This window comes from Agrobacterium sp. LAD9, from assembly GCF_003031125.1.
Lineage (GTDB): Bacteria > Pseudomonadota > Alphaproteobacteria > Rhizobiales > Rhizobiaceae > Agrobacterium > Agrobacterium radiobacter.
In genome coordinates this window covers 14,885-34,576 of the sequence record NZ_PHGS01000034.1, presented here as the reverse complement: position 1 = coordinate 34,576, position 19,692 = coordinate 14,885, and the positions used below count along the sequence as shown (strand labels likewise).

General features: G+C 57.8%; 26 protein-coding genes. 14 read left to right on the top strand and 12 right to left on the bottom strand.

Annotation, left to right across the window (positions count from 1 at the left end; all coding sequences use genetic code 11):
- Positions 1-105: 105 nt before the first annotated feature.
- The 12 genes from DA915_RS28400 to DA915_RS28350 form a co-directional block, all read right to left on the bottom strand.
- Positions 106-891 (bottom strand): hypothetical protein, encoded by a 786-nt coding sequence (locus DA915_RS28400; protein WP_107678078.1) that lies wholly within the window; start codon positions 889-891, stop codon positions 106-108.
- On the bottom strand, positions 888-1,400 hold the full coding sequence (locus DA915_RS29115) for a hypothetical protein (RefSeq protein WP_192886698.1): 513 nt from the start codon (positions 1,398-1,400) through the stop codon (positions 888-890). Before DA915_RS29115 ends, DA915_RS28400 begins: the two co-directional genes overlap by 4 nt.
- Complete coding sequence (locus tag DA915_RS28390) at positions 1,397-2,149, bottom strand: hypothetical protein (protein WP_107678077.1); 753 nt, start codon at positions 2,147-2,149, stop codon at positions 1,397-1,399. Before DA915_RS28390 ends, DA915_RS29115 begins: the two co-directional genes overlap by 4 nt.
- Positions 2,146-2,331: a hypothetical protein gene (locus DA915_RS28385; protein WP_107678076.1), complete on the bottom strand. Its 186-nt coding sequence runs from the start codon at positions 2,329-2,331 to the stop codon at positions 2,146-2,148. The genes DA915_RS28390 and DA915_RS28385 overlap by 4 nt, the downstream gene beginning before the upstream one ends.
- Positions 2,328-2,888 carry a hypothetical protein gene (locus DA915_RS28380; RefSeq protein WP_107678075.1) on the bottom strand — a complete coding sequence of 187 codons (561 nt, stop codon included), beginning with the start codon at positions 2,886-2,888 and terminating at the stop codon, positions 2,328-2,330. Before DA915_RS28380 ends, DA915_RS28385 begins: the two co-directional genes overlap by 4 nt.
- Positions 2,885-3,205, bottom strand: a complete 321-nt coding sequence (locus DA915_RS28375; RefSeq protein ID WP_107678074.1) for a hypothetical protein — start codon at positions 3,203-3,205, stop codon at positions 2,885-2,887. Before DA915_RS28375 ends, DA915_RS28380 begins: the two co-directional genes overlap by 4 nt.
- Positions 3,205-3,678, bottom strand: coding sequence for a hypothetical protein (locus DA915_RS28370; protein ID WP_107678073.1), 474 nt, complete (start codon positions 3,676-3,678; stop codon positions 3,205-3,207). The genes DA915_RS28375 and DA915_RS28370 overlap by 1 nt, the downstream gene beginning before the upstream one ends.
- Before the next feature lie 11 nt (positions 3,679-3,689).
- Positions 3,690-4,796 (bottom strand): DUF5131 family protein, encoded by a 1,107-nt coding sequence (locus DA915_RS28365; RefSeq protein WP_107678072.1) that lies wholly within the window; start codon positions 4,794-4,796, stop codon positions 3,690-3,692.
- Entirely contained in the window at positions 4,789-4,962 is a 174-nt protein-coding gene (locus tag DA915_RS29110; protein WP_192886697.1) for a hypothetical protein, read from the bottom strand. The genes DA915_RS28365 and DA915_RS29110 overlap by 8 nt, the downstream gene beginning before the upstream one ends.
- Positions 4,959-5,765, bottom strand: a complete 807-nt coding sequence (locus DA915_RS28360) for a hypothetical protein (protein ID WP_107678071.1) — start codon at positions 5,763-5,765, stop codon at positions 4,959-4,961. The genes DA915_RS29110 and DA915_RS28360 overlap by 4 nt, the downstream gene beginning before the upstream one ends.
- Before the next feature lie 76 nt (positions 5,766-5,841).
- A complete protein-coding gene (locus tag DA915_RS28355; protein WP_107678070.1) occupies positions 5,842-6,033 on the bottom strand; it encodes a hypothetical protein in 192 nt (63 codons plus the stop codon).
- A 559-nt stretch (positions 6,034-6,592) separates the two neighbouring features.
- Positions 6,593-7,015 (bottom strand): hypothetical protein, encoded by a 423-nt coding sequence (locus DA915_RS28350; RefSeq protein WP_107678069.1) that lies wholly within the window; start codon positions 7,013-7,015, stop codon positions 6,593-6,595.
- Between DA915_RS28350 and DA915_RS28765 the strand changes: the two genes are divergently transcribed.
- The 14 genes from DA915_RS28765 (at position 7,002) to DA915_RS28285 (ending at position 19,691) form a co-directional block, all read left to right on the top strand.
- Positions 7,002-7,244, top strand: coding sequence for a helix-turn-helix transcriptional regulator (locus DA915_RS28765; protein ID WP_153064614.1), 243 nt, complete (start codon positions 7,002-7,004; stop codon positions 7,242-7,244). The genes DA915_RS28350 and DA915_RS28765 overlap by 14 nt on opposite strands.
- On the top strand, positions 7,241-7,450 hold the full coding sequence (locus DA915_RS28760) for a hypothetical protein (protein ID WP_153064613.1): 210 nt from the start codon (positions 7,241-7,243) through the stop codon (positions 7,448-7,450). Before DA915_RS28765 ends, DA915_RS28760 begins: the two co-directional genes overlap by 4 nt.
- 83 nt (positions 7,451-7,533) lie before the next feature.
- Complete coding sequence (locus DA915_RS28345; protein WP_188110326.1) at positions 7,534-8,001, top strand: hypothetical protein; 468 nt, start codon at positions 7,534-7,536, stop codon at positions 7,999-8,001.
- Entirely contained in the window at positions 7,998-8,258 is a 261-nt protein-coding gene (locus DA915_RS28340) for a hypothetical protein (RefSeq protein WP_107678068.1), read from the top strand. The genes DA915_RS28345 and DA915_RS28340 overlap by 4 nt, the downstream gene beginning before the upstream one ends.
- 226 nt (positions 8,259-8,484) lie before the next feature.
- Entirely contained in the window at positions 8,485-9,834 is a 1,350-nt protein-coding gene (locus DA915_RS28330) for an MT-A70 family methyltransferase (protein ID WP_107678066.1), read from the top strand.
- Positions 9,831-11,621: a DNA cytosine methyltransferase gene (locus DA915_RS28325; RefSeq protein ID WP_107678065.1), complete on the top strand. Its 1,791-nt coding sequence runs from the start codon at positions 9,831-9,833 to the stop codon at positions 11,619-11,621. The genes DA915_RS28330 and DA915_RS28325 overlap by 4 nt, the downstream gene beginning before the upstream one ends.
- Positions 11,618-12,142 (top strand): hypothetical protein, encoded by a 525-nt coding sequence (locus DA915_RS28320; RefSeq protein WP_107678064.1) that lies wholly within the window; start codon positions 11,618-11,620, stop codon positions 12,140-12,142. The genes DA915_RS28325 and DA915_RS28320 overlap by 4 nt, the downstream gene beginning before the upstream one ends.
- A 33-nt stretch (positions 12,143-12,175) precedes the next feature.
- Entirely contained in the window at positions 12,176-13,393 is a 1,218-nt protein-coding gene (locus DA915_RS28315) for a helix-turn-helix domain-containing protein (RefSeq protein WP_107678063.1), read from the top strand.
- A 173-nt stretch (positions 13,394-13,566) separates the two neighbouring features.
- Entirely contained in the window at positions 13,567-14,058 is a 492-nt protein-coding gene (locus DA915_RS28310) for a transcription termination/antitermination protein NusG (protein WP_192886696.1), read from the top strand.
- A gap of 230 nt (positions 14,059-14,288) precedes the next feature.
- Positions 14,289-14,861: a hypothetical protein gene (locus DA915_RS28305; RefSeq protein ID WP_107678061.1), complete on the top strand. Its 573-nt coding sequence runs from the start codon at positions 14,289-14,291 to the stop codon at positions 14,859-14,861.
- Between the two features lie 183 nt (positions 14,862-15,044).
- A complete protein-coding gene (locus DA915_RS28300) occupies positions 15,045-15,650 on the top strand; it encodes a hypothetical protein (RefSeq protein WP_244600818.1) in 606 nt (201 codons plus the stop codon).
- Between the two features lie 17 nt (positions 15,651-15,667).
- Positions 15,668-17,782: a phage terminase large subunit family protein gene (locus tag DA915_RS28295; RefSeq protein WP_107678059.1), complete on the top strand. Its 2,115-nt coding sequence runs from the start codon at positions 15,668-15,670 to the stop codon at positions 17,780-17,782.
- A 44-nt stretch (positions 17,783-17,826) separates the two neighbouring features.
- Complete coding sequence (locus DA915_RS28290) at positions 17,827-19,434, top strand: phage portal protein (protein WP_244600817.1); 1,608 nt, start codon at positions 17,827-17,829, stop codon at positions 19,432-19,434.
- Positions 19,434-19,691 (top strand): hypothetical protein, encoded by a 258-nt coding sequence (locus DA915_RS28285; RefSeq protein WP_107678058.1) that lies wholly within the window; start codon positions 19,434-19,436, stop codon positions 19,689-19,691. The genes DA915_RS28290 and DA915_RS28285 overlap by 1 nt, the downstream gene beginning before the upstream one ends.
- Position 19,692 lies beyond the last annotated feature (1 nt).

The following is a 19,692-nucleotide window of genomic DNA, read 5'->3' as shown; positions in this document are numbered from 1 at the left end:
TATTCTTCATCTCTACATGTAGCAGTGATTCCCGTTGATTCTGCAAGCGGCGTCACAAAGTTTCCTCGGTGATGGCGTTTCGCCGCTGGCAAAACCCTGCCTCACCTAGTTCGGGTGTGGGCAGTCTGATGCCGGTGGCAGGTGCCGCGCCACCATGGCCTCAATCTCCGTGAGTGGCACACGGCCGTTGGCGTTGCCGGTGAGCTGGGCGACAAACCACATGCGTGTGTCATCATCGAACGCGGCAAGTGCTGCCTTGTTTGGGCGTGTCGTTATGAGATGTTTCAGCTGGGTTTCCAGCGCGGCAATGTCCTGCTTTTCGGATGCTGATGGAAAACTGGCTTTCGCGCCGGCGATCTTGAACGCATCGACGGCGTTGACATCGCTTTCACCGTGCCCGAGTTCGTTCCCTGCCATGTCGGTGATGATCGCCCCGTACAAAGGCTCGCCCGCCGTGATTTTCCCCTTGGCGATGTGCCAGTACAGTTCCGGGTGATCCTTGTCGAACGCCTCGACAGTCTGCGCCACGCCCTGCTCCTGTGCGGAGAGGGCGGAGTAGACCGCTGTTTCCGATATCTCGAATTCTTCGATATCTTCATCAGATATGTTTTTCTTGGTGTATGAGAAGTCCACTTTTCGCTGTGGACCCCTGCCGTCGAAATAGCGCACGGTGCTTTCGTAGACGTAGCCGTAGGGCTTCACCTGCTCCGCAGCGGACAGGGCGGCATTCCAATAGTGCCAGCCGGCGTTGATGACCTCGTCTTGATATCCTTCACCGCAGCGCAAAAGGCTCTCGGTACGTATCTCGATTTCGAGGAAGCCACTTTCCTTCAGGCGCTCAATGACGGCAGCTTCGTACAGGTCTCTTTGCGTCTTCGTCACGGCGGTCATCGGCTGGTCTCCTGCTTTGTTGGTGGTGCGAGCTTGCGGATGCCGTCTATGATTTCTTCAAGTTCATAGACATACTCCTCACCATTGCCCGGAAACTCGGTCATGCCGGTTGACGGGTCGTAAGAGCCGTGTTCTTGGACATAGTCATCGCGACGTTTTTCAATGAACCGTGCAGCAACCTCGATCCCTGTTGCCGGTGGTGTGTCAGCCCGCAGCATCGCTTCCCATCGTTTGAAGCCGTCGAATTTCCGGGCCTCACGCGGGCTTTCGCCCTTGAAGGGTATGTCCAGAACATCAAACAGCCAGCGCATCGTGGCGCGCACGTCCGCGACTTCTTCCATGAGCTGGGTGCGATTCAGCTTTTCCGTACCCGGATCGGCTTCCGCATAACCTTGGATCATGCAGCGCGTTGCGATCTTCGCCAACTCGCTGCATTCCTCGGCCAGCTTGCCGAGGGCCTGATGCAAAACAACGTCTTCTTCCGGCTTCCATGCGGTGATGATGCTCATGCTACCTTCTCCATGTCCATTTCCGCCAATTGGCAAAGGAAATCGCAGGCCGGGGCAATCGGGTTTGTGACCGGCCAATCTGCGGGGATTTCATCGATAAAGACCCGTTCATCTTTGATCCGGGCAAGGCGTGCGCCAATGCGGCGCGAACGTTCGGCCTGCTCGGCAAACCGGTCTGGAAAACGTAGGCGAAGCAATGACCAATAGTCGGGCGAAGTCGCTTTTACGCACCCGGTTTTCAAGCAGTTCGCATTGGGGAAGCCCATGGCGTAGGTGCGGGGTGGCTCCAGCCCGGCGCGGATAAGCATTCCCAGCGCTGCCGACTTGTCTATCCCGGCCTCTATGAGCGGGGCTTTCACCTTAAGTTCCGGAAAGTTGGCTTTAAGGCGATCGTATCGGGTGATATCGAGCTTGTCGGCCGTGTAGCCAAAAACGTGAAGGTCATCGGGTCGTTGGAAAGATAGCCGGGGGATTATCTTCATTTCCGTGGTGCAGGGAGCGCCATGCATGCCGGCCATAAAGTTGCGTTCATCCCAAACTTCGGGAACGCTCTCATAATCTTCTGACTTCAAAATGGTGACAGACCTATTCAGCCACCGGAGGGCGTCGGCCTCAAAACGATAGTTGTCTTCGTCCTCATTGTTTGTCTCGCAACGCACGACAAGCGCGTGCGGTTCTTCGCGAAGCATGAGCCGCGCGGCGATAACGCTGGCGGCTCCCATGGATATCCAGCAAAGGGTGCGGCTCATGATGCCACCTGCAAAGCGGTCGCTAATCCAAAAAACAGAAAGAGCGCAACGATGAGGACCACGAAAAGTGTTTCCGTATCGGTGTTTTCAGGTTTGTTTTTTATCTCGTTGGCGGCAATGCCGATCATGCTGCCGGCGAGAACCGAAAGGGCGTATAGGACGATAGAGGCGAGAGTGGTCATGCGGCGGCTCCTTGCTCCGCCCCTGCGAGCGGGCTTTCGTAAACGGAAACCACCTTGCGTTCGGGGCAGCACGAAATCAGTGTCGGCCGCTTCACCTTCTCCGCCGCTAGTTGCTCATCTGTCATTGATGATCCGCAGCCCGTGCACCGCACTCCAATGGGCTTGAAGTCAAGCGCGATTGTCTCGCCGCGCTGGTGCAGCATCATCGCAAAGTTCGCCACGTCGATAGGGTCGCCCTTCTGAACATGGTGGGCGAGCGCCTGTGACAGCGATGTTTGACTGCACTTTTCGTTGTCGCGCCATATGTCGAGGCCGCAATCGCGCTTCTTCGCCAGCTTTGCTTTCATCGCGGCCGCCACCTGGTCGACCGCGATATCGTCGGCGTGCCTCGCGTCTGGCCGGTTCAAGATGGCATGAACCTCATGGGCTGCGCGCAAGGTCGTATCTGAAAGCAGGCCGCCATTCCCGCCCTTTCCCATGGTGCCGTTCATGTCATGCTCGACGGCATTGGCGAGTTTGCGGGCGGCGGCTTCGAGTTCCTGCGCGAAGTTCTTCATTCGAACCTCACGCCGGTTACGGCGAACGCGCCGTCTTCGTTGGCATTTGTCGTTTCGTAAACTGGTTGGCCGTCCACGCCGGCTTCATCGGCCTGTTTCAGCCAGAAATGGGCAAGGCCCGCGCCGCCAGCGCTGTCCAGATATTCGGTGATGGTGCAGCCGTGGCAGGGAAACGCCTCGCAAATTTCCCTCTCTGCGGTAAGTGCCAAAGCAAACAGGTCATGATGGCCTTCAACGTAGGCCATCCAAGGCTCGCCCTCGCCGCCATCGCTGTAGAGGGCGTGCCATTGAAGCTTGGTAGTCGTGGTGGCTTCCATCACGCTTGCCCCACAAACTCGACAAGCCGGGCGGTCTCGCCTTCCACGACGAATTGCCAAGGCTTTGCGGTGTCCGACCACCACCAAATCTCAATATCGATCTCAGTGCCGCGCGTGATCTCGCTCGAATTGTACTCAATCAAGTCCGGAATATTGTGAGCCATGCTCTCGAAATCATAGGGCAGGGCAAAGCAGTTCGCGTAGTTCGGCGGCTCGGGTGTGACCGTCCAGTTGCTGTCCTCGTCCACCGTCAGTCGGTGGGTGCCGAAATTGCGGTACTCATCGAACATAACGATATCGCCGTTCTTCAACGGGATATGCGGGAATGACTCGATGTCTTTCGCATCGTCTTTGTCGGCGGGGCGCAGCTTCCAGCCTTCGCCGTCGCGCTCGATGAAATCATTGGGCGAAAGCTGCGGCTCGGTCGAGACTTCCTCGTCCCATTGGTCTGGCACAAATTTAAGCTCTGTCATCGGATCGCCTTTCAGGCTGCTGTGGTTTTCAGGGTGAGGGCAGGGACGGAGGGGCGGGCGCTGTGTTCAGCGCCATCGAGCAGCCGGCCGGTGTGGGCCTTGCCGATCCGGTAAACGTCTGGCTCATCATCCCAGCCATCTTCCGGGTCGCTCATGTTGGTGCTTCCAAAGAACCATTCGGCGGGCTGAGGTTCCCACAAATGTGCTGATGGCCTTTGGCCGCGCACGTTGTGCGGCACGTTTTCGCCTGGCGTCCATTCGCCCCACTGCTTGAAATGGAAGGCAATGCCGGCTTCCGCGCACTGGTCGCGCAGGCTGCGAACCCAATCCGGATGTGCTGGCCGCGCCTTGTGTTCGCCTTGGTCGGTTTCGCCGCCGGCAATGATCCAATCGATTCCCGTGTGGCAACGTTCGTCATGGTGATGATGAAGATGATTTGGATTGCAGTCATGCTGAACGCCGTGGATGATCTCGCCCGGGCGGCCGTTGTGGCGGTGGAAGCCATCGCAACCACGCTGGCCTCCAATCCATTGCGTGCCGCCGAGGCTCGAAATCAGGTCGATTGGGCCGATAAGCGGCTCACACGACAGGAACAGGAAGAGTGGGCGGGTGTTGGCGTGCCATAGATCAACGCTCGCCTGCAACAATGCCGGCACGTTGATATTCGCCCGTGGCTGATCCTCAACCGTGGTTCCGATCGCTGCATTTTCCGGCAGGCCACCGGCCTTTTCGGCCATCTTGGCAATGTTCATCGGGCGCTTCGTCAGTAACAGCCAGACAAGGTGCGGCGTGGCGCGGATAAGCTCGAATAGATCCCGCCGCCACTCCTCGGGCACGGCATTGTCGAACACGTCAGCCAGTGAAGCGCAGAACACGAAGGGGCGCGTTCCTTCCTTTGCGGCCTTGGCGTTCCATGCCAGCGGCTTGCGCCAGTTGGCGGCGCTGGTGCGGTCACGGGTGCCGTTGCCTTTGCCCGGCCCGCCCCACTCGGCGCGGTGCATGCGGGTTTCCATCAAATGGGCCGCATAGCAGCCGTCACATGCCGGCGCGATGCGGGTGCATCCAATCCAAGGATTGAACGTCATATCCGCCCACGAAATGTTCGTCGTATCAGCCATTGGAAACCTTCTTCAAAAACTTGATGCTCTTGATTGCGCCGGGGCGTTGGCGCTCGGCCTGCGCGCCGGCTAGAACCGAAGTCGCGGCGGTTGTGGTCACCGTCGCGCCATCGCGATACGTGATCCGGAAAAGCGATTTTGGCTTGCGGCTGGGGCTGGCGGTCATCCTTCGGCGGCCTCGGCCGGTTGACTTGCCTTCAGCGCAAAAGGAAATGGGGCTGGGGCCTCGGTGGATTTCATCGCCATCCAGATGCCGACAAACTCGGGGCAGTCGGTCAACTGCGTAACCAGCATGGGTGCTGTCGAATTAACTGCCTTACGAAAGCTGTGAACGGGTATAGCGCTCGGATGGTCGCCCAGCAGAACGTCAATCAGAGGATTGAAAAGCGCCGGCACAATCGGGTTGAAGCAAATTTCATCCGCGCTGATCGGGTCGGCCGCGAGGAAATCGCGCACAAACGCGGCGCTCTTTGTTTCCGACAGTCGGTAATCAAGCCCCCGTGTATGGTCCCGAACGCTGCTCGGCGTCGAAAACAAGGCGGGCTGAAACTCGTTATGGCATGCTGCCCATGCAGGATTGCGCATTTTCGGGCTGATGTGCATGCCGGCCGAATAGACATAGACCATGCCCGGCTGAAGCCATTCCGGTGCAGTAACGTCATAGTCGTCACCGCAAAACGTCATGGGCGCGATCTCGATACCCTTCGCGGCTGCAAAGGCTGCATCCGGAAAGTCGATAATTGCCGGGGCTTCGATGAAGCCCTCCGGATCGTGGATTATCGCGGTGGCATGCCCCGTCAAAGCAATGATGTAGACGCCGCCGCTTTCGGCCGGCTCAATGTGGATGGAGCCTAACAGCAAATGGAGCGGGTGGACCTTGCGCGCATATTTTACAAAGGAATGCAGCGGATGCAGGTACTTGGCCTGAAATCCGCCGAGGCCAAACTTTGGTTCTTTCGTGTCTGTCATCGCTTGTCGCCCTGTCCGTCTCTTCGGGAAACCGCACCTGCCTGCGCAGGCGAAGGTGCGGAAACCGGAAGGGGCGTTAAGCCGCTTCGCGATTCTGGCGACTGTTGGCCTCGGCGCGTGCGTCCGCGTGGCAGGTGTCAACCTCTTCCTGGGTGAACTCCAGCAAGAGAGTTTCGCGGGTGCAGTTGTCCGGATTGTCGATCATGTACTGCGCCATCTTGCTGACGACGCTGGCTTTCTTCTTCTGGTCTATACGGTGCGATGCCATGCTTGCCGATCCATCCTGATGTTGATGGATGGGCGGCAATGTTCATTTCGAGGGAACGCCGCCCATCCGGGTAAGCCCTGCCGTCCGAGGTTTAACGGTTCGGGATGGAGCAATCATGTCTCTTAATTTGATACATTCGTCAATGTGAAATGTATCCTTTTACGAAACTTATTGTGCAATTCGGCTATGTGTTTGATTTCTTAGGACGCTCGAATTGTAATCATATTTCACATGGAATTTTTGCGATGAAACCACACTAGGTTGTGAACAAGGAATTTTTTCCTTGTCTCTGTTCTTATTTTGTTCCATCTTAACCCCGAGTTTTAGGGGATAGGAATGCAAGAGAATACTCGAAGAAATTTGTTGAAGGCACCCGTTGGTGTCGCGGCAATGTGCATGGTGAGCGCGGCCTCCCGGCCCGAGCCTGCCCCTCGAAAAGGTCACTTGGTCTACGCCGACAAATTGAGGCAAGAGCTAGCGGAAAATTACGGTGGATCGTGGAGCGTAAACATTCACGAGGACATGGAATTCGTGATGCTCGTAAGGACCGGAAACCCTGCTATTCAGCCGATGCCTTCATATACACCATAGCCGCATCCAGCGCCGTTTTCCGGTGCTTTTCAGGCGTTCGATTATAGAGTTCAAGAAAGGCGTCTAGATTTTCGTCGCCTGTTCTCGAAGGAGGAACGGGGTATCCGGTGACTAAAGATATGTCATACATATCCGACGCGCTTAGCTCTTGCCGGCCTGAAATCAATTTGTTCAGTTTGCCGCGTGTTGGCGTCCAGCCGCAGTTTTCAGCCAGCATCGTCACAACGGCCGTCTGCGATCCGTAACCATCGCCGGTTTTATAAGTGATCGCTTTTTTGATCCATTCACGCATACCCATTTTGTATCTAAAAAAGAAACCGATGTATGTTTCTTTGTTGGACACGCTTCCCGCTTGCTTTTGTGTCGAATTTAGATACATGTTCGAATCCATGGAGCATCCTATTTCTAAATATCGCCGCGAGCGCAATCTCTCCCTGCATGCCTTTGGGCGGCTGGTGAATGCGTCAAAGGGTATGGTTTCAAAGTGGGAATCTTGCCGCGCGTTTCCGCGTCCGCAGCACATCGAGCTAATCGAGGACGCTACCGGGAGGGAGGTTTCTGCAAGTGACCTCGTTCGCTACTTCAATAAAATCAACCGGGCTGCTGGTGGCGATAGATGACTACTGAATTCACCGATCTGGTGCCGATAAGTCCTAAAGTGCATCAGCCAGCCGCGAAGGTGTCCGCACATCTTCGCGGCGTCCATTCCAATCGCGCGGCCATTCCTCCCGGCCTGCTGCGGCCCGCGCCGGGGCGCTATCTCACTGCTGCTCTGGCGCGGGTTTCTGACTTTGCTTCGCATCGGGTGATCTCCGTAACTCTGTAGCTGTCACCTGATTACACCGCCTGCGAGCGGCATTCACGGAATCATTTCCAGATTTAATTTCCTTGCTTTTGTGGGGTTTCTCAGTGCGTTCAATTTCCAAGATTACCGAAGCGGCCCTGAAGGCCAACACGCAGGCTGCTTACGATGCTGTTGGCGGCGTCACCTCGGCGGCGAAGATTATAGGCGTTGGTAGCCCTATTCTTACAAAATACGCCTCGCCGGACCCGCAATGGGCTTCAAGCTTCATTCGCGTCGATCTGGCTCTCGATCTTGATCGGCGTTCGGCTCATCCATTCATCCTCACTACGCTAGCTCGCGAGGCTGGTTATTCGCTGGTGAAAGATGATGGCGGCTCGGCGGAAGTCAGCCTTTGCCCCATGGGTTTGTTGCGCCTCGACGGCGTACTCGACGATGTTGTTCGTGAGCTGGCAACAGCCCTTTCTGACGGCCATCTAACTACCGCTGAGAAAAAGGCGGGCCTTAAGGCTGTTGGACTGGCAAAGCAACACCTGGCGAAGGTCGCCGAAATGTTGATCGGCGGTGACGAATGAAGCCCGCCCGTTCGCCGTCTCCCCATCTTGTCCAGCCCATTATCGAGAAGCCGATTTCCAACCGTGACCGTGCTTTTCTGCGCATGCTGAAAAACGCGGGAGGGCGCATGCAGCTTGTGCGCCTTCACGACCGCAATTGCGCCGAGGTCTGCCAAGAGGCCGGCTATGTGCTTATCAGCGACGAAAGCCGGTGCAAGATCGTACGGCTTACAGGGCGAGGGCAAGCCTATCTGCACAAGATCATGGGGGTGCATTGATGGACGGTCCGGATCGGCTTCCTCCCCCCAATCCAGAAAAGGCCGCAACGATGCGGCGTTTCGATGCTCTCCCGGTCGATGCTCGCCGCGCCATATCTGGTGCGGCTTTCCAGTTTCATCCGCAAGCAGCGGAAAAGATGCTTGCGCGCGGTGTGTCAGGCAAAAGGGTCGGTGAAAAGCTGAAGGCGTCGGATCACGGGAACTATGTTCGGACGGAGCCTAGCCGATGATCCTCGAACCAAAGAAAAAGATTGCCGTCGCCCGGCACATTGAAAAGATCATCGTCGGAACCCGGCTGCGCAATCTGGATGAAGCCAAAGTGCTTTCGTTCATGGATTCGATCAAAGCGGTTGGGCTTAAAACCCCTATCACGGTGTATGGCGATGAAGCGGATGCGTCGGTTCGCCTTAGCGCCGGCGGTCATCGTCTGGAAGCGTGTACCAGGTTGGGCATGTCAACCATTCTCTGCTTTCATGAGCAGGGCGACGATACGGATCGCGAGCTATGGGAAATTGACGAGAACCTTATCCGCTCCGATTTGAGTGTCGCCGAGCGCGCTTTGTTCATGGCTCGGCGCAAAGAGCTGCATCTCATCAAGTATCCGGAAACGGCTAAAGGGGTTGCGCAGGCTCTTGCCTCAAACGCTGCGCAGGGACGTGGCGGACAAGTTGTCCGTGACGCCAAGTCGTTTGCCGCCGCAACTGCCGAGGCGACTGGTAGGGATGAACGTTCCATCCGGCGCGATGTCGAGCGTGGCGAAAAGATTTCCAAGTCCGCAATTCAGCAGCTGATCGGCACCCGACACAACAACGGGGTGACGCTCGATCATCTTAAAAAGATCGAGACGCCCGAAGCGCAGGAAAGCTATGTCCGCGCGCTCCTCGCTGCTGACAAGGCCGTCCAAGCTGAAAGCAAGCTTGTTCGAACTGCGCAGCAAAAACAAAACCGGGAAAGCCGCCTCAACCTCATTGGCGCGATTGCCGAACACGGCCGGCGCAACAGCATGGCGATGCCCCGCGCCGCATATGCTGTGGGCTATGCGGACCCGGCGTGGCCGCAAGACGCATGGAGCGAAGAAACGGGGCAGGACAAGGGTTTGAAATACCCGTCCATGTCGGTCGATGAAATCAAGGCGCTGTGTGCTGGCGATAGATCGCCCTTCACGCGCGATGCCCGCCTTTACCTTTGGACAACCAGCAATCGGATGAAAATCGGAATTGAAGTGCTTGAGGCGTGGGGCTTCGAGCTGTGCACGGTCTGGACTTGGGACAAGGAAGACATGGGCATGGGCTTTGAGCTGCGTGACCAGACCGAACACCTGCTTATCGGAAAGAGAGGCAATTTTCCCGCTCCGACGCCGGGCGAACAGCCCCGCAGCCTTTATCGGGAAAAGAAAGGTCCGCACAGCCGGAAGCCCGTCTATTTCGCGCAAGAGATTGACCGGCTCTGGCCGAACCTGCGCAAGCTTGAGCTTTTCCAGCGCAAAGACAGTCTCGCGGAAGGTGACATTCGCCTGAATGGCATGTGGGACTTTTGGGGCAATCAGGCTGGCACGCCGGAAGGCGGTGCAGCGTGAACGCTCATGTTGGTGCACTTTTCGCAAGCACGCTTTTGGCGGCGGCTCCTGCCATCGGTCCAAACGGGCCATACATCATCGATAGTTTCGCAGGTGGTGGCGGCGCATCGACCGGCATTGAGCAAGCCCTTGGCCGGTCGCCAGACTATGCCATCAATCACAATGCTCTGGCGCTTAGGCTGCATGAAGAAAACCACCCGAACACAATCCACCTTTCGGAAAACGTCTACAAGATCGACCCGCTAGACCATTTGCGCGGCAAGCATATCGGGTTGGCGTGGTTCTCGCCTGACTGCAAGCATTTCAGCAAGGCGAAGGGCGGCAAGCCTGTCGAGAGGAACATTCGTGACCTCTGCTGGATCATTCCCGGCTGGATCGAGCGCATCCAGAAAAGCGGCGGCAGGGTCGATGTCGTCATGATGGAGAATGTCGAGGAATTCAAGGATTACGGCCCGCTCATCATGACGCCGCGCGGCCTGATGCCCGATCCCGAAAAGAAGGGGCAGAGCTATCGAAAATGGTGCAAGGCTATCCGCAAGCTTGGTGGCAAAATGGAAAGCCGCGAGCTGCGCGGGTGCGATTATGGTGCGCCGACGATCCGGAAGCGGCTGTTCATCATCATCCGTTTTGACGGTCAACCAATCGTCTGGCCCGTTCCGACGCATGGCCGCCCGGATGATCCTGATGTTATCGCCGGCCGCAAACTGCCGTGGCCTATCGTCGGTGACTGCATTGATTACAGCATTCCTTGCCCTTCGATTTTCGACACCTCCAGCGAAATCAAGGAAAAGCACGGCGTCATTGCAAAGCGCCCTCTAGCTGACAATTCTATGGCACGGGTTGCGCGTGGGTTTGACAGCTTCGTGTTGCGGGCCGGCCGTCCGTACCTGGTCAACCTTACACATGGCGGTCGTGTTGAGGATTTGGGTCAGCCGGCGCGCACTATCACGGGCGCTAAGAGAGGGGAAAAAGCGCTTGTCGCTCCTGTCCTGACCTATGCCCAGCAGGGCGGCGCTAATCGCTCTGTGAAGACGCCAGCGCACACCATCACTGCCAGCGGCAAAGATCAGAATGCCGTCATCTGCGCATTCATGGCCCAGCACAACAACGATAGCCGGCGCGCTGGCGGGGTTAACCCCGGCCGGCCTGCGAATGCGCCGTTGGCGACGGTCACGCAAACCGGAAGCCATCAGCAGCTCGTAGCCGCCTACGTGGCGCGAGATTTCGGCACTTCGACCGGCCATAGCATGATGCAGCCCTGCGGCACGGTAATGCCGGAAGGGCAGGGGAAAACCCGCCTGATATTGCCGTTCCTGCAATCCTATTACGAGACTGGCGAAGGTTCGCGTGGCGATGAACCGATGCGGACGGCAACCTGTAAGGCGCGTCACGCTCATCTTGAGGCGGAAATCAATGTTCCGCCATTCACTGAAGCGCAAGCAGCTCGCGCGCGGCAGGTGGCGGATTTCATGCGATCCCATGGACTTTGGGACGAACGCGAATTCGTCACGCTGGAAATCGACGGCCTGACATTCGTTGTGGTCGATATCGGCATGCGCATGCTGACACCTCGCGAGCTTTATACGGCGCAAGGTTTCCCTGCTGACTACAAGATCGACGGCTACTATGATCGCTCGCGGATCGGCCACAACGGCGGTCCTGAATGGGTTCCGTTCTCCAAAGAAGTGCAGATTTCCTGCGTTGGAAATAGCGTTTGCCCGCCGATTGCAAAGGCGCTCGCGGCTGCGAATTGCAACCATCTAGCCGTTGCAGCGGTGGCCGCATGAGGGATCATCAGGCCGAGCAAAAGAAGGTTGAGCGGGTACGCTACCTCACGGATCGGCTCGCCGGCGATCAGTGGGTAGTAGAAACCGACAATGACCGGGTGCACCTGGTCGCGTTTCGCCACTTGGACGAAGCGACCATAATCGCAACCTTCAGCAAGGATGCTTTGTCACACGAAATCGAGCTGGTCGCGCTCGGCCTCGATGTCGCCCGCATGCTTCTCGATGTTGGCAAAAGGGCAAGCAAGATCATTGCGGCCCTGCGCAGCGCGTTGGGGCGAGAAGAGCGCAAGGCGCGGGAAAAGAACTATGCCGCCAATGCCGCAATAACCGTCAAGGAACCATCGTTCTGGCGCTTCCTTGAGGCGAACACGGCGGGCGGTCCGGTGAAGACCGCTACTGCGGCCGATACCCGGCTGAAAAGCGTTCTAGCGATCAAATCCAAAAATCAACTGAATGACGACGCGCAAGCGGCCGGCCGTTGGCTCGACCTGCGCCGCCATTATGAAAACTGGAAAGGGTGAAATCGAGCATATGACGGGGTTTAGGGACTGAAAATGAACGAACACAGGACACGAAAGGAGCAATCGCGGATGTGGCGCTGGCGTTGGGCAATCGGCAATTCCGATCTGCCCGCGACCACACGAGACGTTCTGCGCGTGCTTTCCGAATTCATGAACCGCGAAGGCGACCGTTGCTTTCCTCCCATCGGCGATCTGGTCGAAAAGAGCGGGCGCGACCGCAAGACAATCAGAATTCACCTGCGAGCCGCCGAGGAAAAGGGCTGGCTCCGCGTAGAGCCTGCCGGGATGAAAGGTCAAAAATGGCGTCAAAAGAAGTATGTGGCGCGCTGGCCAGACGGCTACAGCCATCCAGAATTATTGCAGCAAGGTGGAGGTATCATGCCCTCACCTTATGACGATGCCAGTGCTGGCGAGGTGGGGGAATTGCGCCCCGAAGCTGGGGGCGGAGCGCCCCATAAGGTGGGGGCAGAGCGCCCCCTCTATAATAACTCTCCACTTACCTCTCCAATTAACTCTCCAGATAGAGGCGCGGGCGAGCGCGCACTGACGCCGTCAGAGCGAAAGCGGATAAACAGGGAGTTTGAGCGCTGGAAACCGACTTGGCCCCGCCACGAAGACTACAGCCGTGACGAGGCAAAAACCGAATGGGACAAACTGACTGACGCGGACCGCCGCGACTGCATCCGCTTGACGCCATCGTATCTCAGATGGATCGAGGGCAGGGTGAAGCCGTATAGCCCAGCTATCTATTTGCGGAAGAAGGCTTGGAAGGATTTGCCGCCTGCCAGCGGACCGGTCGCGAAAGTGCCCGCGAAATCGTTTTCCAATCTCTGGATGGCGACTTGGCTTGAAATGCTTTTGACGGCCTCGAACCAGCCAATCCGGTTAGCGCCAGTCGAAAAACTCATGTTCGATACCGGAAAAAAGTCATTCGAGGAAATCCGCCGCAACAAGCTGGTTGATTACTGCGCAAGTGTTGTCGAGGGCATGCTTTTTGCCGCTAGACGGCGCGAACCTTGGCGTTGCTCGACGTTCTTGGAGCCAATTTCCGAACGGTTCCAATGGGTCGCGCCTGATAGCGATCTGCTGGCCGCGTGGAAACGTCTGCACGAACGCCGGTGCTGGCCGTGGTTCTCATGGGTGCCGCCCATGGGGATGCGTTTTCCGCCTGTCGATCCGGCCGAAACCAATCTCGATACGGCTGTTGAGGCCGCTATCACCGAATTTGAAACACAGATTAGCAAGGTTTGACGGGCATGCGGGGAAGAAAATCGGGGGCGCAGGCGATGGCTTGCGCGGATAATGAGCCGTCACAATGGCAGAAAACCGAGACAACGCGAAGGCAGCGGCTAGCGTCCCAGCGCCTTGCCGATGCTGTCATGTCCCTGTTTGCTGACCGGCCAAAGGACGCACGATGGTATTGTTTGGCGGTTGAAAGCGCAAAGGAGCTGGTTCTTGAAGAAAGCCTGAAGCGGGCGAATGTTGAACTTTACGTGCCTCGCGAACGCTTTCAGGCGGTCAAAAAAGGCGTAAAAATCGAGGGCGAACGCTCCGTTCTTTCCGGTTACATGCTGGTTCGCATTCTGCCATCGGCCCGCGCCTTCGCTGGCCTGAAAAAACAAAGCGGCGTGATCGACTTTGTCGGCAACGAGGCTGGTTATCATGTTGTCCATGACGGCGATGTGGCCAAACTGAAGGCGCTTTACGAAACAAACGATATCAGCCGCATGCCGGTGGATCGCTCCATCGGGCAGGGAACAAAGGCAGATATCACTCATGGCCCGTTCGCCGGCAAGCGTTGCGTTGTGGTGCAGGTGACGGCCTCCCGCGAACCGAAAGCGAAGGTCTGGATAGACGGTTTTGGGGATCGCGTCGGCGTCGTTACGTTGGCTCTTGCATTTCTGAAAAAGGTGTGAGAGTCATTTGGGCAACGGATAATTCGGATTCGCCACCCTCATATGCCAGCGCTAGACGCTGCCAAAGCTAACCAGACGGTTACAGGGAACAGGTGGTCCGAAACCCAGCCTTGCCAGCCTCGCTCATGAGGCATCGAGTCAAGGTCAGTGCGATAGCTATGTTTTCAGAAGGCGACCTTAACCGGTCGCCTTTTGCGTTTGTATAGGGGTTATTTCCCGGAGGCGCGGCCATGTCTGGTGTTTTGACAATCAAATGGGCCGATAGAAACCTTGCCAAGTACGGCAAGCGCCTTCAAACGCTGAATGCGCAATTCCCGAAAGTCTTGCCCCGCATCGTCAACCAGGTGGGCAACCGCTCGAAAACGGTTGTCATCCGTGAGCTGACGAAACAGACCGGCTTGCCACGGCAGGTTATCGTCAAGGCGATTGGCAATCCTGCGGCAGCTCGGCCCGGTCGGTACATCTACGATATGACGACGCGGGGCGGAAACATCCGCCTCAAGTATCTTCGGCCGAAGGAAACGCCGGCTGGCGTGGTGGCAAGGCCATTCGGCAAGGCAACGCTTTACCCCGGCACTTTCATGCGGGGCGGGCTGTTCCCGGATCGCAAAGAGGTTCCCGCGTTCAACGGCCATGTCTTCTACCGGTTGAATTCGTCGGGCAGCAAGATCACCTTTGCCCGGTCGGGTGTCTTCATTCCGGTGGAGATGTCATCGGGCGCAACGGCCGCCGCCTTCCATCGGATCGCCGCTCCGTTGCTTGATCAACGCGTTTCGGCAGTGCTTGATAAGCTGGTCCCCTGACCCCCTTCGACCCTGCCCCCTTTGAGGGGCGGCACCCCCCCCCACCCCCCCCCATTTAGGGACCGTATTCGAAGAAAATCGACCATACGGGACAGGGGTACTGCGCGATTTCACTAGTTGCACTTTCGAAAAGCGGTACACGCATACACGCACGATGCACGCACGCTTGCACGGATGGATTTGATGGACGAAGACTGGATTTCCATCACCGAAGCGGCGGCGCGATTGACGCAATCCGGCGACAAGGTGGATCGCTCGACGCTCTCACGCTACCTTAAGCAGCACGCGGAAGCGTTGCCGCTGCGCGAAGACGGAAAGTCGAACAAGGTTGATTACATCGCCCTAGTCGAACATCGATCTGGCAACATTCGCATCCGCTCTGCCCCGGCCGGCACGCTGTTTAGCAGCGTGGCCAGCCCCGCACCTTCCTCGGGCAATGTCCACAATCGCAACAAAACGCAGGCCGATGGCAACGCACGCAAAGCGCTCGCCGACGCCGAGCTGAAGGAAATGGACCTCGCCAAACGGCGGGGTGAACTCACCACCGTTGATGAGGTCGATCAGGCCGGGCGCGATGCGGTTGCCTTGATGCAAAGTGCATTCGAGCGCGCCATCGAGCCGGAAGCCGCAACGCTCTCGCTCAAGTTCGGCTGGGACGAACGAACCGTTCGCCTCGCCCTGAAGGGCTTCGCCAAACTCGGTCTGGCGACCTTCAATGAGCAGGTGACAAAGCAGCTTGAAGCGCTGAAGCGCCAAGCCGAAGGCGGTGAACTCGTTCAGCAAGAGTAATCAGGGCGGGCTTAACAGTGACCATTCACGATGCGCGCGCACCGTTTCCAGAGCTTATACATGGCGCATTGGTCCTGTTTCGCGGGATGGCCGCCGCCAGCCGGCCAACCGAAGACCTGACGATCAGCGAATTTTCCGACGCCTATCGCAAGGTGTCGCCGGAATCGGGTTCGCCGTGGCCGGGGGACTTCCTGACGGATCGCGTTCCATATCTTCGCGAGCCGCAAGATTGCCTGCATCCGGATCATCCGGCGCGGCGCGTCACATGCCGCTGGGCCGCCCAGCTCGGCAAATCGACCGCAATTGAAAACTGGTTCTGCTTCATCGTGGATCAAGCGCCCGGCTCGATGATGATCGTGCTGCCGACGCTGGAAGAGGCGACGAAGTTCAACCGCATCAAGTTGCAGCCGACAATCGAGGTATCGCCCCGGATCGCTCACAAGGTGATGCCGGTCAACAGCCGCGACGAACAAGGCAGCACGTCCGCATTCAAGCGCTACGCCGGCGGCTTCTGCCAGATCGTCAATGCAGGTTCTTCCAAGGGCTTGCAGATGGTGTCCATCAAGTATCTGGCGATGGACGAAGTCACGGGCTACCCGGCCGATGTTGACGGTCGCGGCAGTCCCCGCGATCAGGCGCGGGCACGTCAGAAGATGTACGGCGATCTTGCCAAGGAATGGCAGGGATCAACACCCGGCATCGCTGGCGAGTGCGCCATTACCGAAGATTTCGAGGCAGGCGACCATCGTTACCGCTACATGCCCTGTCCGCATTGCGGCACCTATCAGGCGCTGGAATTCGATCAGATGCGCGGTCCCGATCTGGAACGCGGCCTGCCGGTCCACATGCGTTGCATCAAGTGTAACGAGCCTATCCTTGATGGCCACAAGCGCCAGATGGAAGAACAGGCGCACTGGATCGCGCGGCGTGTTCATGAAGGTGACAATCCGGTACCGCTCGCGATAGCGCCGGCCGATCTTCCGAAATGGCTCTGCCCTCCGCTAGAGGGAAGGTGCCGCGACTGGCAACCGAGCTATCACCTTTGGGCGGCTTACGCACCGCGCGAAAAATGGGCTGAAATCTGGAAGCGTTGGAAAGACGCCGAAGGCAACACGACAAAGCTGAAGACGTTCTATCAGCAGGATTTGGCGTTGCCATACGATCCGGGCGGCGAGGAAATCGATCACGAAAAGATCGTTGAGGCGGCGCGTGAAGAAGCCATACCGAACAACGTCATTCCCGAATGGGCGGCGTTGCTGGTCTCGGCCGCTGACGTTCAAGGCTACGGCATCAAGTGGGGCGTCTATGCCATCGGCCCGCGCGGGCAGTATTGCCTCATCGACCGCGAGATTTTCGAGGGATCGCCCGACAAGTCGGACGAACCTTGGATCAAGCTTTCTGACGCGCTCTCGCGGACCTATGTCACGCCGAGCGGCAAAGAAAAGGGCTTGGACATTTCCGGTGTCGATACCGGTTGGGCAACGGACCGCGTTTACCGGTTCTGCGCCGGCCGGCCGAATGTGCTTGCTCTCGATGGTCGCGAACCCATCGGCCTGCCATGGCTCGGAACGCCGAAAAAGAAGGATATCAAGGACCATCGCAACCGCGTGATTGCGAAAGTCCTGCTTTATCCGGTCGGCCTCTACGATGTGAAAACTGCCGTTACCGCCGCTCTCGCCAACCTGGTGCAGGGCGTCGGCGAGGATAAACAGTGGCCACGCGGCACCATCCATTTTGCTGCCAACCTTTGCGACAGCGAGTTCGCCGAGGAGCTGACGGCGGAACGGTTGGTCGATGAGGCCGAAGAGGCGCGAACCAGTCTCAAGCGCAGCTCTAAAAAGCTGGTCAGCCCAAAGGCAGGGCGTAAATGGAAGAAGATTCACGGTCGCCAGAATGACTGGTTTGACGTGACCGTTTACGCCTACGCCCTCGCTTGGCACCTCGAAAACAAGCGGCGACTGACAACGGACCGCTGGGCCGATTTGCTCCGTGATCTTCATGGCGAACCGGAACAGATCAACGACTTGTTCGACCTGGCCGACGAAAGCCCCTTCAGCAAGCAAAAAACGAAACCAGCGCCAGCAACCGGAAAAAAGCCGCGTCAGCGCAAACGTTGGGGGTCATACTCTTGAAAATCTCGACACCGGGCATCCTGACAAAAGCGAAGAATAGGCTTTTGAAGGCCCTTCCATCGCAGTTGAAGGCGCGCCAGAGGGAAGCGCGGTATCTGCGCGGCGACAAGGCAGGGACACTTGCCATGCGCCGCGCCGTTACGCGCGATGCACGGCTCGATGTCCGCCAGTCGGCAGAACGCGCCTCGGCGCTCGCCTTCGACTTCATGCAGAACAGCGGCTGGATATCGGGCGCGGTTCAACAGATCATCACCGACACCATCGGTGACGAACTCAAACTGAACCTGCGCTCCCAGCTCGAAGCGTTCGGCTATACGAAAAAGGAGGCCTCGGCGTGGTGCCGCAAGGTTGAGCGGGCTTGGCGGCGTTATGCATGGAACCCGAAGGAATGCGATCTCGCCGGCAAGGCGACGATTGCCGATATGGCGGAAGCGCTGTTACTGAGTTTCCTTGCGTCAGGTGAAGGTTTTGCCATCCTCGATCAACTGCCCTTGGATGAACAGCGCCGCCTCGGGCTTAAGACCGGCTTGAAGGTGTCCATTCTTGCGTCGCATCGTTGCCCGCGCACAACCGCCGAAAGCAAGGGGCTGGATCAGGGCGTCTACCACGACGAACTCAACCGGCCGATTGGCTACAAGTTCCGAGTTCGCAAGAACGGCATCGAGTCCGATCGGACTATTGACGGCGCAGACGTTATCCACGTCATGGACCGCGCCGCAAACCTGAATAGTCCGCGCGGTATTTCGGTTATTACCCCGGCGCTGAAGGTCATTGCGCAGTCCGACCAGCTTGCGGATGCGACTCTGGCAACGGCGTTAATGCAAACCATCTTCGCGGCGACGATCAAAAGCCCGGAGCCGAGTGACGAAGCCTTCAAGGCAATTGAAACGCTTGCCGACATTGAAGCGCCTGAAGGTTACGATGGTGATTGGGATGAATACATTGGTGGCCTGCAGCAAGACCTGATGGATGTTTGGGGCAATCGTATCGATGCTCTGAAGACCAAGGGCATTTCGATGTCTGACTCCGGTCGCATAAATCATCTTGGACCGGGTGAAGAATTCGAGATGCACACGGCCGCAACGCCGGGTTCGCAATATCTGCCCTTCTTTCAGAGCCTCCTGAAAGAAATCGCCCGCTGCCTCGGCATAACATACGAGGCGCTGGCGATGGATCATTCCAACGCCTCCTATTCGTCGGTCCGCATGGCCGTAGCCAGCATCTGGCCAATCGTCATGCGCCGGCGTTCGCGGATCGTTGCCCCGTTCCTTCAGGGTGTTTTCGAGCGCTGGCTTGATGAAATGATCTTTCGCAAGATCATTCCTTTCAAGGGCGGATATGCAGCCTTCAGCCGGGACCGCGAAAGCGTCTATCAGACTGAATGGAGCGGACCGGCCGCACCATCCGCCGATGATTATAAGGCGGCGCTTGCCGTCAAGATTCGTCTGGAAACCGGAATATCCACCTTCCACGACGAATGCGCACAGGCCGGAAAGAATGGCGAGGAACAGATCGAACAGCTCGGCGTCGAAAAGAAGATGTTTGAAGCCGCAGGCGTTCCGCATCCGTTTGGCCGCTCGCAAGGCGGGGGTGGCGGGCCGCTCGGGGCTGCTGCTGTCGGCAACCGTGATCCAGCACAGGAGGCCGCTTGATGGCCAACAATGACGATCCCCTAAAGATCGATTGGTGCGCGCGCGCAGTAAAACTGCGCCGCGTCGAGGAAGCGTTGCTTACCGGCGAGATGATGACGGAAGGCCGCTTCGGTGAAGACATGATGCGCTATTCCACCGCCTCGCTCGACCAGGTGCAGCGCGCTTTGAACGAAGCCCTTCGCAATTGCCAGATCGCGCGCGGCGAGAAACCCAAAATACGGCGGCACGCTATCAGCGGTCGTTTCCGGCCCTACTGAG

What these genes read in the sequence shown, in the direction of transcription:
- DA915_RS28760 (WP_153064613.1), top strand. Translation starts at nt 7,241, where the DNA reads ATGACTACTGAATTCACCGATCTGGTGCCGATAAGTCCTAAAGTGCAT.
- DA915_RS28330 (WP_107678066.1), top strand. Translation starts at nt 8,485, where the DNA reads ATGATCCTCGAACCAAAGAAAAAGATTGCCGTCGCCCGGCACATTGAA.
- DA915_RS28375 (WP_107678074.1), bottom strand. Translation starts at nt 3,205, where the DNA reads ATGGAAGCCACCACGACTACCAAGCTTCAATGGCACGCCCTCTACAGC.
- DA915_RS28305 (WP_107678061.1), top strand. Translation starts at nt 14,289, where the DNA reads ATGTCTGGTGTTTTGACAATCAAATGGGCCGATAGAAACCTTGCCAAG.
- DA915_RS28340 (WP_107678068.1), top strand. Translation starts at nt 7,998, where the DNA reads ATGAAGCCCGCCCGTTCGCCGTCTCCCCATCTTGTCCAGCCCATTATC.
- DA915_RS28390 (WP_107678077.1), bottom strand. Translation starts at nt 2,149, where the DNA reads ATGAGCCGCACCCTTTGCTGGATATCCATGGGAGCCGCCAGCGTTATC.
- DA915_RS28360 (WP_107678071.1), bottom strand. Translation starts at nt 5,765, where the DNA reads ATGACAGACACGAAAGAACCAAAGTTTGGCCTCGGCGGATTTCAGGCC.
- DA915_RS28400 (WP_107678078.1), bottom strand. Translation starts at nt 891, where the DNA reads ATGACCGCCGTGACGAAGACGCAAAGAGACCTGTACGAAGCTGCCGTC.
- DA915_RS29110 (WP_192886697.1), bottom strand. Translation starts at nt 4,962, where the DNA reads ATGACCGCCAGCCCCAGCCGCAAGCCAAAATCGCTTTTCCGGATCACG.
- DA915_RS28380 (WP_107678075.1), bottom strand. Translation starts at nt 2,888, where the DNA reads ATGAAGAACTTCGCGCAGGAACTCGAAGCCGCCGCCCGCAAACTCGCC.
- DA915_RS28285 (WP_107678058.1), top strand. Translation starts at nt 19,434, where the DNA reads ATGGCCAACAATGACGATCCCCTAAAGATCGATTGGTGCGCGCGCGCA.
- DA915_RS28320 (WP_107678064.1), top strand. Translation starts at nt 11,618, where the DNA reads ATGAGGGATCATCAGGCCGAGCAAAAGAAGGTTGAGCGGGTACGCTAC.
- DA915_RS28355 (WP_107678070.1), bottom strand. Translation starts at nt 6,033, where the DNA reads ATGGCATCGCACCGTATAGACCAGAAGAAGAAAGCCAGCGTCGTCAGC.
- DA915_RS28765 (WP_153064614.1), top strand. Translation starts at nt 7,002, where the DNA reads ATGTTCGAATCCATGGAGCATCCTATTTCTAAATATCGCCGCGAGCGC.
- DA915_RS28365 (WP_107678072.1), bottom strand. Translation starts at nt 4,796, where the DNA reads ATGGCTGATACGACGAACATTTCGTGGGCGGATATGACGTTCAATCCT.
- DA915_RS28370 (WP_107678073.1), bottom strand. Translation starts at nt 3,678, where the DNA reads ATGACAGAGCTTAAATTTGTGCCAGACCAATGGGACGAGGAAGTCTCG.
- DA915_RS28350 (WP_107678069.1), bottom strand. Translation starts at nt 7,015, where the DNA reads ATGGATTCGAACATGTATCTAAATTCGACACAAAAGCAAGCGGGAAGC.
- DA915_RS28300 (WP_244600818.1), top strand. Translation starts at nt 15,045, where the DNA reads ATGGACGAAGACTGGATTTCCATCACCGAAGCGGCGGCGCGATTGACG.
- DA915_RS29115 (WP_192886698.1), bottom strand. Translation starts at nt 1,400, where the DNA reads ATGAGCATCATCACCGCATGGAAGCCGGAAGAAGACGTTGTTTTGCAT.
- DA915_RS28315 (WP_107678063.1), top strand. Translation starts at nt 12,176, where the DNA reads ATGAACGAACACAGGACACGAAAGGAGCAATCGCGGATGTGGCGCTGG.
- DA915_RS28385 (WP_107678076.1), bottom strand. Translation starts at nt 2,331, where the DNA reads ATGACCACTCTCGCCTCTATCGTCCTATACGCCCTTTCGGTTCTCGCC.